The organism is Brevundimonas sp. (assembly GCF_052436175.1).
GTDB lineage: Bacteria > Pseudomonadota > Alphaproteobacteria > Caulobacterales > Caulobacteraceae > Brevundimonas.
The window spans coordinates 38,242-53,357 of the sequence record NZ_JBQVNM010000009.1 but is presented as its reverse complement, the minus strand read 5'-3'; the positions used below and the strand labels follow the sequence as shown (position 1 = coordinate 53,357).

Sequence of the window (15,116 nt, the reverse complement as noted above, 5' to 3'; positions counted from 1 at the left end):
GCGGCCTGAACCCTTGTTGCAGCGCACGCGCGCGGGCATGGTCCCGCGCGTGACCGACGCCGCCGTCCAGACCACTGCCGAAAGCACCGCCGCTGCTCGCGCGATCGCGGGCGCGCGCCGGATCGTGGTCAAGATCGGCTCGTCGCTCGTCGTCGATGCGAAGACACGCGCGCCCTCGGCCGACTGGCTCGAGGCCCTGGCCGCCGACATCGCCGCCCTGCGCGCGGGCGGGCGTGAGGTCGCGGTGGTGTCTTCCGGGGCCGTGGCCCTCGGTCGCGGTCGCCTGAAGCTGGCGAAGAACGCGCGTCTGGACGAAAAGCAAGCAGCCGCCGCCGTGGGCCAGTCCCTGTTGATGCGCGGCTGGGAGGCGGCGTTTCAGCCCCACGGCCTGACCCCCGCCCAGGTCCTGCTGACCCGCGACGACACCGAACGCCGCCGCCGCTGGCTGAACGCCCGCGCGACGCTGGAGGCCCTGCTGACCCTCGGCGCCGTGCCCGTCATCAATGAGAACGACACGGTCGCGACCGAAGAGCTGCGCTACGGCGACAACGACCGGCTCGCGGCCCGCGCGGCCCAGCTGATCCGCGCCGACCTGCTGATCCTGCTGTCCGATGTGGACGGCCTCTACACCGCCGATCCGCGCCGCGACCCGACCGCCGAACATCTGCCCCTGATCGAGGCCCTGACACCGGAGATCATGGCCCTGGGCGGCGGCGCGAACGCCGAGGCCGATGTCGGCACCGGCGGCATGGCGACCAAGCTGATGGCCGCCCGCATCGCCCGCTCGGCCGGTTGCGCCACCCTGATCGTCTCGGGCCTGCAGCCCCATCCGCTCGAGGCGGTGCGGGACGGCGCCCGCGCCACCCTGTTCACCGCCCCGGCCACGCCGCTCGCTGCCTACAAGCAGTGGATCGCGGGCAGTCTGGAGCCCACAGGCGCCCTGGTCATCGACGACGGGGCCGCCGCCGCCCTGGTCAAGGGCCGCAGCCTCCTGCCCTCCGGCGTCGCCCGGATCGAAGGCCGCTTCGACAAGGGCGACAGCGTCCGCCTCCAGACCTTGGACGGCGCCGTCCTCGGCGTCGGCCTCGCCGCCTACGCCGCCGACGAAATGGCCCGCATCCAGGGCCGCCATTCCACCGAGATCGAGGCCCTGGTCGGCTACAAGGGCGCGGGCGTGGCCGTCCACCGCGACGACCTGGTGCTGGAGGCGCCCTGATGGCCGACACGCTCGAACCCGTGACCGACGTCGCCGCCCTCATGGCCGACATGGGTCGCCGCGCCCGCGCCGCCGCCCAACCCCTCGCCGCCTGCACGGCCGACCAGCGCTCCGCCGCCCTAACCGCCATCGCCGCCGTCCTGCGCGCCGACGCGGCGACCATCCTGTCCGCCAACGCCCGCGACATCGACCGCGCCCGCCATAACGGCGTCACAGAGGCCCTGATCGACCGCCTGGCCCTGACCCCTGCCCGGATCGAGGCCATGGCCTCGGCGGTCGATGAGGTGGCCGGCTTCCCCGATCCGCTCGGGGTCGAGACGGCCCGCTGGACCCGACCCAATGGTCTGGACTTCGCCCGAGTCCGCACGCCGCTCGGCGTCCTGGCCATCATCTATGAGAGCCGGCCCAACGTCACCGCCGACGCCGCCGCCCTGTGCCTGCGCTCGGGCAATGTGGCCCTCCTGCGTTGCGGCTCGGACTGTCTGGACAGTTCGCGCGCCATCCATGCGACGGTCGTGCGCGGCCTGACCGAGACCGGCCTGCCCGCCGATGCGGTCCAGCTGGTCCCCACGCCCGACCGGGCCGCCGTCGGCGCCCTGCTGACCGGTCTGGACGGCGCCATCGACCTGTTGATCCCGCGCGGCGGCAAGAGCCTCGTCGCCCGCGTTCAGGCCGAGGCCCGCGTGCCGGTGCTCAGCCATCTGGAGGGGCTGAACCACACCTATCTCCACGCCGCCGCCGATCTCGACATGGCGCGCGACATCGTCGTCAACGCCAAGCTGCGCCGCGTCTCCGTCTGCGGCTCGACCGAGACCCTGCTGGTGGATGCGGCCGCCGCCGGTCGCCTGCTCCCTGCCGTGGCCGAGGCCCTGATCGCAGGCGGCTGCGAACTGCGTGGCGACGAACGGGCCATGAGCCTCGTCCCCGCCATGACCGAGGCGACCGAGGCCGACTGGACCACCGAATACCTCGCTCCCATCCTGTCGGTCAGGGTCGTGGACGGTCTGGACGACGCCGTCGCCCACATCCGCCGCTACGGCTCGGGCCACACCGAAGCCATCGTCACGGATGACGCCCAGGCCGCCGCTGACTTTCTCAATGCGGTGGACAGCGCCATCGTCATCTGGAATGCCTCGACCCAGTTCGCCGACGGCGGAGAGTTCGGCTTCGGCGGCGAGATCGGCATCTCCACCGCCCGCCTCCACGCCCGCGGCCCCGTCGGCGCCGAACAGCTGACCAGCTACAAATACGTGGTGCGCGGTACGGGGCAGATCAGGCCCTGACACGGGCCGCTGGAGCGGGCAGCGGGAATCGAACCCGCACGAAAAGCTTGGGAAGCTTTCAGGCTACCACTACATCATGCCCGCGGAAGCGAGGCGCAAACTAGCGAATACGGCTGCCGGCTCAAGAGCCAATCCGGCGACCGCCTCGGATCAATAGGCGAAGTCGCGGTACATCCGGCTGACGTCGCCCTGCCATTCGCCGTGATAGAGGTCCAGCAGGCGTTCGGCGGGGGTGACCCCGCTGTCGGCGATGTCTTCCAGCTCCGACAGATAGCCGCGCTCGTCGACCATGCCGCCGCTGAACATGGCCCGGTTCTTCAGCCCCTCGCGGGCGATGGCGACCATGTCCACGGCGATGTCGCGCACCGACCGGCCCGCCACCTCGGCCTTCAGGCCCAGGCGGGTCACGTCGCGGCGCAGGCGCTCGTGGTCCTGAATGTCCCAGTCCTTGCACAGGTCCCAGGCGGCGGCCAGCGACGGGGCGTCGTAGAAGATGCCCGCCCACAGGGCCGGCAGGGCGCAGATCCGGCTCCACGGCCCGCCGTCCGAGCCGCGCATCTCCAGATACTGTTTCAGCCGCACCTCGGGGAAGAGGGTGGTCAGGTGATCCGCCCAGTCCTTCTTCGTCGGCAACTCGCCCGGAAGGGCCGGCAGCTTGCCCGCCATGAAGTCGCGGAACGACTGGCCCGAGGCGTCGACATACTTCCCGTCGCGCTTGGCGAAATACATCGGCGTGTCCAGCGCATAGTTCGCATAGGCCTCGAAGCCGAAGCCGTCGCGGAACACGAAGTCCAGCATGCCGGTGCGGTCCGGATCGGTGTCGGTCCAGACATTGGCCCGCGCCGACAGAAAGCCGTTGGGCCGTCCCTCCGTGAACGGCGAACAGGCGAACAGGGCCGTGCCGATCGGCTGCAGCGCCAGAGAGGTGCGGAACTTGGCCACCATGTCGGCCTCGGACGAGAAGTCGAGGTTGGCCTGGATGGTGCAGGTGCGCAGCATCATGTCGAGGCCGAGATTGCCCTTCTTCGGCATATAGGCGCGCATGATGTCGTAACGGCCCTTGGGCATGACCGGCACGTCCTCGCGGGTCCACAGGGGGTCGAAGCCGGCGCCGAGGAAGCCGAGGTTCAGCTGGTCCGCGACCTGTTTGACCTCCATCAGGTGCTGGCCGGTCTCGGAACAGATGTCGTGGATGGTGCGCAGGGGCGCGCCCGACAGCTCGAACTGGCCGCCCGGCTCCAACGACACGGATGCCGTGAAGCCCTCGGCGTTTTTCCGCTCCAGCCCGATCAGGAAGCCGCCCTCCTCGACCGGCGACCAGCCGAACCGTTGCAGACCGGTCAGCATGGCGTGGATGCCGTTCGGCCCCTCATATCCGGGGCGACGCAGGGTCGAGCGATCGAAGCCGAACTTCTCGTGCTCGGCGCCGATGCGCCATTCGCTCTTGGGCTTGGCGCCCTTCGACATCGCCTCGACCAGCTGGTCGAACGAAAGCGGTTCCTGATCGGCCATGCGGCGAGCCCCTCCCGACGCAACCGTGCGTCGGCCTGTCGGGGCTAGATGGGCGGGATTGGGGCCGGGCTCAAGGGGGGCCGCGAGCTTTGCCGAACCCGTCCTCGACACCGGGCTTCACCAGTTGACCGTGACGCCCGCCCTTAGGGTCCGCGGCGGGGCATAGCCCTCGACCCCGTCGCCGGTGACGGAAACCGGCACGTCTGCGTCCGCCAGATTGTCTCCGGCCAGATAGAGGCTGACGCCCTCCCTCAGCCGCCATTCGGCCCGCCCGTCCACGGTCACGGCGGCGTCCAGCACCCGGCTGTTCAGATCGTCTTCGAACCGGGCGCTCTCGTAGCGCGCCTGTCCAGACAGGGTGAGCCGTTCCGTCGCCCGCCAGTCCGCCCCTGCAGTGGCGCTCCAACGGGGCGCCTGGGCGGTGCGCAGGCCGGTCAGCTGCGGCGCGGATGATCCTCCGTCCACCTCGGCCCGGGTCCAGGACACCGCCCCCGCCAAGGTCAGCCGGTCCAGCCGGTGTTCGGCGCTCAGCTCCACCCCCGTCGCCGCGATGGTCCCTGCGTTCATCCTCTGGCGCAGCACGCCGCCGGCCGGCACGAAGCCCGCGCGGGGAAAGGTCCCGGGACCGACGCCGATGGTGACATTGACGATGGCGTCCTCGATCCGGTTGGCGAAGACCGTGGCGCGGAATGTGGCCCCGCCGACCGCCCGGCTCAGCCCTGCCTCAAGACCCTGAAGCTTTTCCGGCTCCAGACCGGCATTGGCCTCGGTCAGGTCGTTGCCGACACGGAACGGGCGATGCAGTTCGTTCAGGGTCGCCGGCCGGAAACCCGAATAGGCCGCCGTCCGCAGGGCCCATCCGCCCCCGAGATCGCGCCGCACGCCCAGCCGCGCGCTGGTCACCTCCCCCGACCGGTCCGGCTCGACCTCGTCCAGCGTCGCCGCCCCGGTGGCCAGATCGGTTTCCAGCCGCCGCCCGTCCGAATTCTCCCACCGGTCCAGCCGCAGGCCGCCGGCGACCAGCCACGGCCCCGCCTCCCACGCCCCCTCGGAGTATGCCCCGACCACCGAGGTCTCGCCGCCCGCGATCCGGCCGCGGGTGAAGGCGCCGGCCATGTAGCGGAACCGCTCCTGCGTCTCGCCGCGATTGAACCGGGCGTCAGCGCCCAGCTCCCACTCCAGCCGCCCGCCGCCGAAGTCGATCCCCGACCGTCGCAGCGCCAGATTGCCGCCCCAGCCGACGGCGGGGGTCGCATACTGGTCGTTGGCCGGCGTCGTGCTCATCCGGTCGGCCGCCACCGCGACGGAGGTGTTGGAGAAATCGCTCTCCCGCCGCCAGACCTGGGCCCGCCAGCCGGTCCGGCCCTCCCCCGGCGACCGCGCCGCCGTGGCCGTCAGGGCGTGGCCGCTGGCCGAGGAGCGGGCGCCGGCCAACCCGGATCCGCGATCCTCGTCGTAGGCCGAGGCGCGCAACGAGACCGCCACATCGCCGTCCAGCGCCACGTCCGCCCGCAAGGCCGCGCTGGTGGTCAGCAGGTCCAGCGGCGTGTCCGCCGCCCCCGCCGCCGCCCCGCGCACGGGCGTGTATCCGTCCGACTGTTCCCGCAGCAGGGACCCGGTCACGGCGACCCGCCCCTGCTCCAGCCCCGCAGCCGCCGCCAGCCTTCGCCCGCCGTCCTCGCCGCCCGACAGATCCAGCACCCCGCCTTCGCCGGAGCGTTCGCGCAGCGCCACGACCCCGGTCAACGCCCCCGCGCCATAGGGTCCGCTCCCGGCGCCGCGCACCACGTCCAGCCCCGACAGGCTCTCCGGCGCGACCTGGGACCAGATCACCCAGCCGCCGAAGGGGTCGTTCAGCGGCGCCCCGTCCAGCGTCACCAGCGCCCGTCCGGCGCCGGACGGCGCCACAGCCCGCAGCGACAGCCCTTGCGTCGTCGGATTGGCCGACAGGCTGGTCGTGCGCCGGAACAGGGAGACGGCGGGAACCGACCGCAGCGCCTCGTCCAGTCTCTGCGCCCCGTGCAATGCCTCCCGGTCCAGCCGGATCACCGCGAAGGCGGCGTCCCCGGCGGCGGGCGGCAGGCGCGCGGCGGTCACCACGACCTCGGGCAACAGGGCGGGAGGGCTGGCGGGCGCGTCCTGGATCAAGGGGTCGGTTCCTGCGGGGCGGCGTGATGGGGAGGCCCTAGCAACGCCTGAACCGCCACAACAGACCCGTGCCCATCGGCCGCAGGGCTGGCGTTCGGTCGCCAACTGCTGTTTCCTACCCGGATGGAGAGTTTTTCCGGCCCCGACGCGACCACCTCTGACGACGGCCCGCCCCCGCCCTCCCCGCGCGCCCGCAGCGCCGAGGCCCGCCGCGACGCCATCCTGACCGCCGCTGCCACGGCCTTCGTCGAGCACGGCTATGGCGCTACCTCGGTCGACGACATCGCCGAGCGGCTGGGCGTCTCCAAACCCACCCTCTACTACCATGTCGGCGGCAAGCAGGAGCTACTGGGCGCCAGCTTCACCCTGGCCCTGGACGCCTATTCCGATGCGGTTGAGGACGAGGCGGTCAGCGGCGTGACCGGCCGCGAGCGTCTGCATCAAGTCGTTCAGAAATATGTGGAAATCACCACTACCGTGCATGGCCGATGCCTGCACCGGGTGCCCGATGTCGAGCTGACGCCCGAGGTCCGCGACCGGCTCCGCGCCGTCAAGCGCAAGGTCGACGCCCGCATCCGCGACCTGTTGCGCGAGGGGGTCCGCGACGGCTCCCTGCGCAGCGCCGACATCCGCATGTCCACCTTCGCCATCTCCGGCGCCATGAACTCCATCGCCCAGTGGTACGCCCCCTCCGGCAAGCTCAGCCCCGAAGAGATCGCGGAGCGATTGTGGGACAGTTTCGCCGAAGGTCTGAGACCCCGCTGACCCCCGCGCCTTGACCCTGTACCCGCATTCCGCCATTCCACTTTCTACTCGCCGGTAGGATTTCCATGCAGCAGATTCTCGAACAACTGGAACAGCGCCGCGCCGCGGCCCGGCTCGGCGGCGGCGAGGCCCGCATCGCGGCCCAGCACGCCAAGGGCAAGCTGACCGCCCGCGAACGCATCGAGGTCCTGCTGGACGAGGGCTCCTTCGAGGAGACCGACATGTTCGTGGAGCACCGCTCGCATGAGTTCGGCATGGAGAAGCAGCGCATTCCCGGCGACGGCGTGGTCACCGGCCGGGGCACGATCGGCGGCCGTCTGGTCTATGTCTTCTCCAAGGATTTCACCGTCTTCGGCGGCTCCCTGTCGGGCGCCCATGCGGCCAAGATCGTCAAGCTGCAGAAGATGGCCCTGACCAACGGCGCCCCGATCATCGGCCTGTTCGACGCCGGCGGCGCGCGCATTCAGGAGGGGGTCGAGGCGCTCGGCGGCTACGCCGACATCTTCCTCCAGAACACGCTGGCCTCGGGCGTCATCCCCCAGATCAGCGTCATCATGGGCCCCTGCGCCGGCGGCGACGTCTATTCCCCGGCCATCACCGACTTCATCTTCATGGTGAAGGACACCTCCTACATGTACGTCACCGGCCCGGACGTGGTGAAGACGGTGACCAACGAGGTCGTCAGCCACGAGGATCTGGGCGGCGCCCGCGTCCATGCCGGCAAGTCGGGCGTCGCCGACGGCGCCTTCGAGAACGACATCGAGGCCCTGAGTGAGGTCCGCCGCCTGATCGGCTTCCTGCCCCTGTCCAACCGCGAGAAGCCGCCGGTCCGCGATTCCTACGACGACCCGGAGCGGGACGAGGCCAGCCTCGACACCCTGATCCCGGCCAATCCGAACCAGCCCTATGACATGAAGGAGCTGATCCTGAAGACGGTCGACGAGGCCGACTTCTTCGAGATCGGCGCGGACTTCGCCAAGAACATCATCTGCGGCTTCGGCCGTCTGGACGGCCAGCCGGTCGGCATCGTCGCCAACCAGCCCCAGGTCCTGGCCGGGGTGCTGGACATCGACAGCTCACGCAAGTCGGCCCGCTTCGTCCGCTTCTGCGACGCCTTCGGCATTCCGATCGTGACCCTGGTCGACGTCCCCGGCTTCATGCCCGGCACGAAACAGGAGTACGGCGCCCTCATCAAACACGGGGCCAAGCTGCTGTTCGCATACGCCGAGGCGACCGTGCCGAAACTGACCCTGATCACGCGAAAGGCCTATGGCGGCGCCTATGACGTGATGTCGTCCAAACACCTGCGCGGCGACGTCAACTATGCCTGGCCCACCGCCGAGATCGCCGTCATGGGCGCCAAGGGGGCCGTCGAGATCATCTTCCGCAAGGAGGCCGGCGACCCCGAGGCCCTCGCGGCGCGCGAGGCCGAATACAAGGCCCGCTTCGCCAACCCCTTCGTCGCCGCCAACCTCGGCTTCATCGACGACGTCATCATGCCCCACGGCACCCGGCGGCGGCTGATCAAGGCCCTGCGGACGCTGAAGAACAAGGTCCAGGACAATCCCTGGAAGAAGCACGACAACATTCCGCTGTGATGAAAGCGCTGGATCTACCCAACGGCATTTCACTCTCGCCCGACGGTGACGTGGCGTTCTCCGGCAAGTCCGGCAGAACCCTGCTGCTTGGCCTGCTACTTCGCGCCAAATTCGCCCGCCCGCTGGAACGGCATGCCGTTCTGAACGGATGGATGACCCGTCTCGCGAAGGACCTGTCGGCAGACTGGCCGTCTCAGGACGCCCAAGATGGGAAATGGGATGCCGATTTCAGAGACGAAGTCGCCGCCTGCATCCTGCAGAACGCCAAAGAGGGCAGCTTGCCTTGGTGGACGATGACTGAAGACGAACGCATCGACTTCATCCGCGACGTCGCCTTCGCTCCACACTCCGTGTCAAAATTCGATGCCGAAGAGGTCGTGCTCGCGGTTCAGGACGAGGTCCTGCGCGCCGAGCGCCTCGTTACTGCGGTCGCCAAGGCGACAGGGAAATGACCATGTTCTCCAAAATCCTCATCGCCAACCGGGGCGAGATCGCCGTTCGGATCATCAAGACCTGTCGCCGGATGGGCCTCAAGACGGTACTGGTCCACTCCGACGCCGACACCGGGTCGCTGGCGTACGAGATGGCCGACGAGACCGTCCACATCGGCCCCTCGCCCGCCGCCCAGTCCTATCTGCTGCAGGACAGGATCGTCGACGCCGTGCGCCAGACCGGCGCCGAGGCAGTCCACCCCGGCTTCGGCTTCCTGTCGGAAAACCCTGTCTTCGCGCGGCGGCTGGAGGCCGAGGGCATCACCTTCATCGGTCCGAACCCCCACGCCATCGAGGCCATGGGCGACAAGATCACCTCCAAGAAGTTCGCCGCCGAGGCCGGCGTCTCCACCGTGCCCGGCTACATGGGCCTGATCGACACGCCCGAACACGCCGTCCAGATCGCCAACGAGATCGGCTATCCGGTGATGATCAAGGCCAGCGCCGGCGGCGGCGGCAAGGGCATCCGCGTCGCCCATTCGGACGACGACATGGCCGAGGGGTTCGCGGCGGTGAAGGCCGAGGCGCTCACCGCGTTTGGAGACGACCGCGTCTTCCTCGAGAAGTTCATCGTCAATCCGCGCCATATCGAGATCCAGGTGCTGGGCGACAAGCACGGCAATATCGTCAGCCTGTTCGACCGCGAATGCTCGATCCAGCGCCGCAACCAGAAGGTCATCGAAGAGGCGCCCTCCCCCCTGCTCGACGAGGCCACGCGCAAGAAGATGGGCGACCAGGCCGTCGCCCTGGCCCGCGCCGTAAACTACGATTCCGCCGGCACGGTGGAGTTCGTCGCCGGTCAGGACCGCAGCTTCTACTTCCTGGAAATGAACACCCGGCTGCAGGTGGAACACCCGGTGACAGAGCTGATCACCGGCGTCGATCTGGTCGAACAGATGATCCGTTCGGCCGCCGGCGAGACCATGGGCTTCGGTCAGGACGACCTGAAGATCAACGGCTGGGCCATCGAGAGCCGCATCTACGCCGAAGACCCCTATCGCGGCTTCTTGCCCTCGATCGGCCGTCTGGTCCGTTACGAACAACCGGATGAAGGCGAGCACGAGGGGACGACGGCGCCCTATGTCGTCCGCAACGACACCGGCGTCCGCGAGGGCGACGAGATCTCCATGTTCTACGACCCCATGATCGCCAAGCTCTGCACCTGGGGCGAGACGCGGATCGCCGCCGTGGACGGCATGGCCCGGGCGCTGGAGGACACCCACCTGTCGGGGCTCGGCCACAACGTCCCCTACCTCGCCGCCGTCATGGATCAGGAGCGGTTCCGCTCGGGCGCCCTGTCCACCTCCTACATCAAGGACGAATTCCCCGACGGCTTCCACGGCGTCCCCGCCGGGCCGCTGCAACGCGACGTGCTGGTGGCCTCGGCCGTCGCCATGCACGAGATCCTCTCCGAACAGTCGGGCGACCCGTCCGACCGCACCGACTGGATCGTGCTGATCGACCGCGAGCCGGTCGGGGTCAGCCTGTCCTATGACGATGACGAGGCGTTGACGCTGGAGCTGACGGGCGAGGCCAATGAAGAGCGCAGGGTCATGCGTCTGTCCGAGATCGACTGGCGGCCGGGCCTCGCCCAGTTCCGCGCGGTCCTTGACGGCGACGCCTTCACCGCCGAGGTCCGCCGCGTCGCCGACGGCTTCGACATCCGGTCGCGCGCCACGCGCGCCCGCGTTCGCGTCTTCACCCCCCGCCTCGCCGAACTGTTCGCCCGTCTGCCCGAGAAAGAGGCCGCCGACACCTCCAAGCTGATCCTCTCTCCCATGCCCGGCCTCGTCGTCGCCATCGCCGTCACCCCCGGCCAGGAGGTCAAGGAAGGCGAGACCGTCGCCATCATCGAGGCCATGAAGATGCAGAACATCCTCAAGGCCGAACGCGACGCCGTGGTGAAGTCGGTGGGGGCCAAGGCGGGGGATCCCGTCGCGGCGGACGACGTGCTGGTGGAGTTCGAGTGATGGGGCGGTCGCACCCGCCTCTCCTCCCCTCCGTCACCCTCGGGCTTGACCCGAGGGCCGGCGGTGGGTTCGGCGTTCCGCCAACCGTCCTCGCACAGTCGGCGGACCATCCGCTCCTCGGGTCAAGCCCGAGGATGACGGGTTTGGGTGTGGAAGCGAAAGCATGACCTTCCCCCTCCCCACCCCCCTCGAATGGCGCGACTCCGCCCAGAAAGCTCTCAAGGATCGCCCGCTCGAATCCCTGATCCACCTCGACGCGGATCACCTGACCGTCCGCCCCCTCTATGGCGATGCGACGGGCATCCAGCCCATCTTCGCCCCCCGCCCGTCGGACGCCGACGGCCGCGCCTGGGATCTGCGCACCCTGGTCGAGGGCGAGGACGCCGAGGCCGTCAACGCCGCTGTCCTGACCGACCTCGAGGGCGGCGCCGCCTCCGTCCTGATCTCCGGCGCCGTCGCGACAGACACCGCCGCCCTGGCCCGCGCCCTCGACGGGGTGGCGCTGGAGCTCGCCGCCGTCGCCCTCGACGCCGGTCTCGAAGGCCCGGCCGCCGCTGACGCCCTGTCCGCCGTCGCCAAGGGGTCGCCCCGCGCCAGACTGGCCTTCCACCTCGATCCGGTCTCCGCCTTCGCCGAGGCCGGCGGCGCGGATCGTCCGTTGACGGATCATCTGGCCGAGGCCGCCGCCTGCGCCGCCGGCCACGCCGCCACCTATCCCGACGCCGGCCTCTTCCTCGCCTCCGGCCGCGTGGTCCATGAGGCGGGCGGAAGCGCCGCACAAGAGCTGGGCTTCGCCGCCGCCTCGGCCATCACTTATGTGGACGCCGCCATCGACGCGGGCCTCTCCGTCGAGCGCGCCCTGTCCGGCGTCGTTCTCGGCGTCTCGGTCGATCAGACCTATTTCGACGCCCTCGCCAAGGTCCGCGCCCTGCGGCTGATCTGGAAGACCCTCTCGGGCGCCTATGGCCATGAGACCCCCGCCGTCATCGAGGCCCGGTCGTCGCGGCGGATGCTGGCGGCGCGCGATCCCTGGCCCAACCTGCTGCGTCTGACGGCCGCCGGGTTCGCCGGAGCGGTCGGCGGCGCCGACGTCGTGGTGCTGGACGGCTTCACCCGCGCCTCGGGCCGACCCGACGCCTTCGCCCGGCGACAGGCCCGCAACGCCCAGATCGTCCTGATGGAGGAGGCCCACCTCGGCCGCGTCGACGATCCCGCCGCCGGGTCCTGGTTCCTCGACAGCCGCACCCACGACCTCGCCAGGGCCGGGTGGGACGAGGCCCAGCGCATCGCCCGCGAAGGCGGCCTGATCGCCTCCCTCGAAGGCGGCGCCGTCCAGTCGCGCATCGCCGCCGCCCGCACCGCCTGGCTCGCCGCCTTCGCCGACGGCCGGGACCAGATCATCGGCGTGACGAAATACGTCGATCCTGACGTCAGGCCCGCGCCCGTGGAGCCCTCGTCCAAAGCCCCCGTGCCAAGGCCCGCCATCGCTATCGCCCCCCTCACGCCCGTCCGCGCCGCCGCATCCTTCGAGGAGGCCGCCGCATGAGCCGCCCCGACTTCACCAGGGTCGCCCTCGACCTGACCCCCACCGGCGCCGGCCCCGCTCGCGCGCCCTGGACCACGCCCGAGGAGATCACCGTCGCCCCGGCCTATGGCGCCGCCGACATCGAGGGCCTCGACCACATCCACGGCCTGCCCGGCTTCGCCCCCTTCGTGCGCGGCCCCTATCCGACCATGTATGCGGGCAATCCCTGGACCATCCGCCAGTACGCCGGCTTCTCCACCGCCGAGGAATCCAACGCCTTCTACCGCCGCAACCTCGCCGCCGGGCAGAAGGGCCTCTCGATCGCCTTCGACCTCGCCACCCACCGGGGCTATGACTCGGACCACCCGAGGGTGAAGGGCGACGTCGGCATGGCGGGGGTGGCGATCGATTCCATCCTCGACATGCGCACCCTGTTCGACGGCATCCCGCTGGACCAGATGTCGGTGTCGATGACCATGAACGGCGCCGTCCTGCCGATCCTGGCCCTCTATGTCGTCGCGGCCGAGGAGCAGGGCGTTCCCCACGCCAGACTGACCGGCACCATTCAGAACGACATCCTCAAGGAGTTCATGGTCCGCAACACCTACATCTACCCCCCGGCGCCCTCGATGCGGATCATCGCCGATATCTTCGCATGGACGGCGAAGGAGACGCCGAAGTTCAACTCCATCTCCATCTCCGGCTACCACATGCAAGAGGCCGGGGCCTCGGCCGATATCGAGCTGGCCTACACCCTCAGCGACGGCATCGAATACCTGAGGGCCGGCAAGGCGGCGGGCATGTCGATCGACGCCTTCGCCCCGCGCCTCAGCTTCTTCTGGGCCATCGGCATGAACTACTTCATGGAGGTGGCCAAGATGCGGGCGGGGCGCCTGCTGTGGGCCGAGGCCGTGCGGCGCGAGGGCGGGACCGACCCCAAATCCCTCTCCTTGCGCACCCACTGCCAGACCTCCGGCTGGTCCCTGGCGGCCCAGGACGTGTTCAACAACGTGCCCCGCACCATGGTCGAGGCCATGGCGGCGGCGGGGGGCCAGACCCAGAGCCTGCACACCAACGCCCTGGACGAGGCGCTCGCCCTGCCGACCGACTTCTCGGCCCGGATCGCGCGCAACACCCAGATCCTGCTGCAGCAGGAGACCGGCCTGACCCGCGTCATCGACCCCTGGGGCGGCTCCTACTATGTCGAGCGCCTGACCCACGAACTGGCCGAGAAGGCCCGCGCCCACATGGCGGAAATTGAGGGCCTGGGCGGCATGGCCAAGGCCATCGAGGCCGGCATTCCCAAGCTGCGTATCGAGGCCTCCGCCGCGAAAACCCAGGCCCGCATCGACACGGGCCAGCAGACCGTCGTGGGCGTCAACGCCTATCTGAACGACACGCCCGACGACATCCCGATGCTGAAGGTCGACAACGCCGCCGTCCTGGCCACCCAGATCGACAAGCTGAAACGCCTGCGGTCTGAACGCGACGAGGCCGCCGTCACCGCCGCCCTCGACGCCCTGACCGAGGGCGCGCGGGGCGCGGCGAACCTGCTGGAGCTCGCCGTCCGCGCCGCCCGGGCCCACGCCACCGTGGGCGAGATCTCCGACGCCCTGGAGGCCGCCTTCGGTCGCCATGTCGCCTCGGTCCAGACCGTCTCGGGCGTCTATGCGAAGGAGGCCGGCCGCGATCCCCGCTTCGCCCGCGCCCGCGACATGGTCGCGACCTTTGTCGAGAACGACGGCGGCCCGCCGCGCATCCTGATCGCCAAGCTGGGCCAGGACGGCCACGACCGGGGCCAGAAGGTCGTCGCCACCGGATACGGCGACCTGGGCTTCGACGTCACCGCCGGCGCCCTGTTCCAGACCCCGGCCGAGGCCGCCCGCGACGCGGTGGCCTCAAACGTCCACGCCGTCGGCGCCTCCTCCCTGGCCGCCGGACACCTGACCCTGGTGCCCGAGCTCAAGGCCGAGCTGGAGCGGCTGGGCCGCCCCGACATCATGATCGTGGTCGGCGGCGTCATCCCCCCCGGCGACGTCCAGCCCCTGATCGAGATGGGCGCCGCCGCCGTCTATCCCCCCGGCTCGGCCATCGCCGACACGGCCGTGGACCTGATCGAAAAACTGAACCAGCGCCTCGGCTACGCCCAGCCCGCCCCCGCAAAGGAACCGGCATGATCGGCAACCTGAACCACGTCGGCGTCGCCACCCCCTCCATCGCTGACAGCATCCGCCTCTACCGCGACGTCCTCGGCGCCACCCGCATCGGCGAGCCCTTCGACCTGCCCGCCCAGGGGGTGAAGGTCTGTTTCATCGACACCCCCACGGCCCAGATCGAACTGATCGAGCCCTATGACGACACGTCCCCCATCACCGGCTTCCTCGCCAAAAACCCCAGGGGCGGCCAGCACCACGTCTGTTTCGAGGTCGAGGACATCCACGCCGCCGTCGCCGACATGCGCGCCAAGGGCGTCACCATCCTCGGCACAGGCGAACCCCGCATCGGGGCGCACGGGACGCCGGTGGTGTTTCTGCATCCCAAGGCGATGGGCGGCGTCCTGATCGAACTGATGGAGCGGCTGAAGGACCACTAGGCTTCCCTTCTCCCC

The 15,116-nt window shown here is 70.0% G+C and carries 11 protein-coding genes and 1 tRNA gene; 9 read left to right on the top strand and 3 right to left on the bottom strand.

Annotation, left to right across the window (positions count from 1 at the left end):
• Positions 1–49 precede the first annotated feature (49 nt).
• Positions 50–1,216, top strand: a complete 1,167-nt coding sequence (gene proB / locus ACT6QK_RS03995) for a glutamate 5-kinase (protein WP_444596515.1) — start codon at positions 50–52, stop codon at positions 1,214–1,216.
• Positions 1,216–2,499 carry a glutamate-5-semialdehyde dehydrogenase gene (locus ACT6QK_RS03990; protein WP_444596514.1) on the top strand — a complete coding sequence of 428 codons (1,284 nt, stop codon included), beginning with the start codon at positions 1,216–1,218 and terminating at the stop codon, positions 2,497–2,499. The genes proB and ACT6QK_RS03990 overlap by 1 nt, the downstream gene beginning before the upstream one ends.
• Before the next feature lie 10 nt (positions 2,500–2,509).
• Here the strand turns inward: ACT6QK_RS03990 and ACT6QK_RS03985 are convergent.
• From ACT6QK_RS03985 to ACT6QK_RS03975, 3 genes are all read right to left on the bottom strand, one after another.
• A tRNA-Gly gene (locus tag ACT6QK_RS03985) sits at positions 2,510–2,583 on the bottom strand.
• 66 nt (positions 2,584–2,649) lie between these two features.
• A complete protein-coding gene (locus tag ACT6QK_RS03980) occupies positions 2,650–4,011 on the bottom strand; it encodes a glutamate--cysteine ligase (RefSeq protein WP_444596513.1) in 1,362 nt (453 codons plus the stop codon).
• 117 nt (positions 4,012–4,128) lie between these two features.
• Entirely contained in the window at positions 4,129–6,159 is a 2,031-nt protein-coding gene (locus tag ACT6QK_RS03975) for a TonB-dependent receptor (RefSeq protein WP_444596512.1), read from the bottom strand.
• 123 nt (positions 6,160–6,282) lie between these two features.
• Here ACT6QK_RS03975 and ACT6QK_RS03970 point away from each other — a divergent pair, with 123 nt between their 5' ends.
• The 7 genes from ACT6QK_RS03970 to mce all read left to right on the top strand — a co-directional run bounded on the left by ACT6QK_RS03970 (position 6,283) and on the right by mce (position 15,101).
• Complete coding sequence (locus tag ACT6QK_RS03970; RefSeq protein WP_444596511.1) at positions 6,283–6,924, top strand: TetR/AcrR family transcriptional regulator; 642 nt, start codon at positions 6,283–6,285, stop codon at positions 6,922–6,924.
• Between the two features lie 65 nt (positions 6,925–6,989).
• Complete coding sequence (locus ACT6QK_RS03965; protein WP_444596510.1) at positions 6,990–8,522, top strand: acyl-CoA carboxylase subunit beta; 1,533 nt, start codon at positions 6,990–6,992, stop codon at positions 8,520–8,522.
• On the top strand, positions 8,522–8,974 hold the full coding sequence (locus ACT6QK_RS03960) for a hypothetical protein (protein ID WP_444596509.1): 453 nt from the start codon (positions 8,522–8,524) through the stop codon (positions 8,972–8,974). The genes ACT6QK_RS03965 and ACT6QK_RS03960 overlap by 1 nt, the downstream gene beginning before the upstream one ends.
• A gap of 2 nt (positions 8,975–8,976) precedes the next feature.
• Complete coding sequence (locus tag ACT6QK_RS03955) at positions 8,977–10,983, top strand: ATP-binding protein (RefSeq protein WP_444596508.1); 2,007 nt, start codon at positions 8,977–8,979, stop codon at positions 10,981–10,983.
• Positions 10,984–11,146: 163 nt separating this feature from the next.
• Entirely contained in the window at positions 11,147–12,529 is a 1,383-nt protein-coding gene (locus ACT6QK_RS03950; RefSeq protein ID WP_444596507.1) for a methylmalonyl-CoA mutase family protein, read from the top strand.
• Positions 12,526–14,685 (top strand): methylmalonyl-CoA mutase, encoded by a 2,160-nt coding sequence (gene scpA / locus ACT6QK_RS03945; protein ID WP_444596506.1) that lies wholly within the window; start codon positions 12,526–12,528, stop codon positions 14,683–14,685. Before ACT6QK_RS03950 ends, scpA begins: the two co-directional genes overlap by 4 nt.
• The gene (gene mce / locus ACT6QK_RS03940) at positions 14,682–15,101 is read left to right on the top strand and encodes a methylmalonyl-CoA epimerase (RefSeq protein WP_444596505.1); all 420 of its coding nucleotides are present in this window, start codon (positions 14,682–14,684) and stop codon (positions 15,099–15,101) included. Before scpA ends, mce begins: the two co-directional genes overlap by 4 nt.
• The last annotated feature ends 15 nt before the right edge of the window (positions 15,102–15,116 follow it).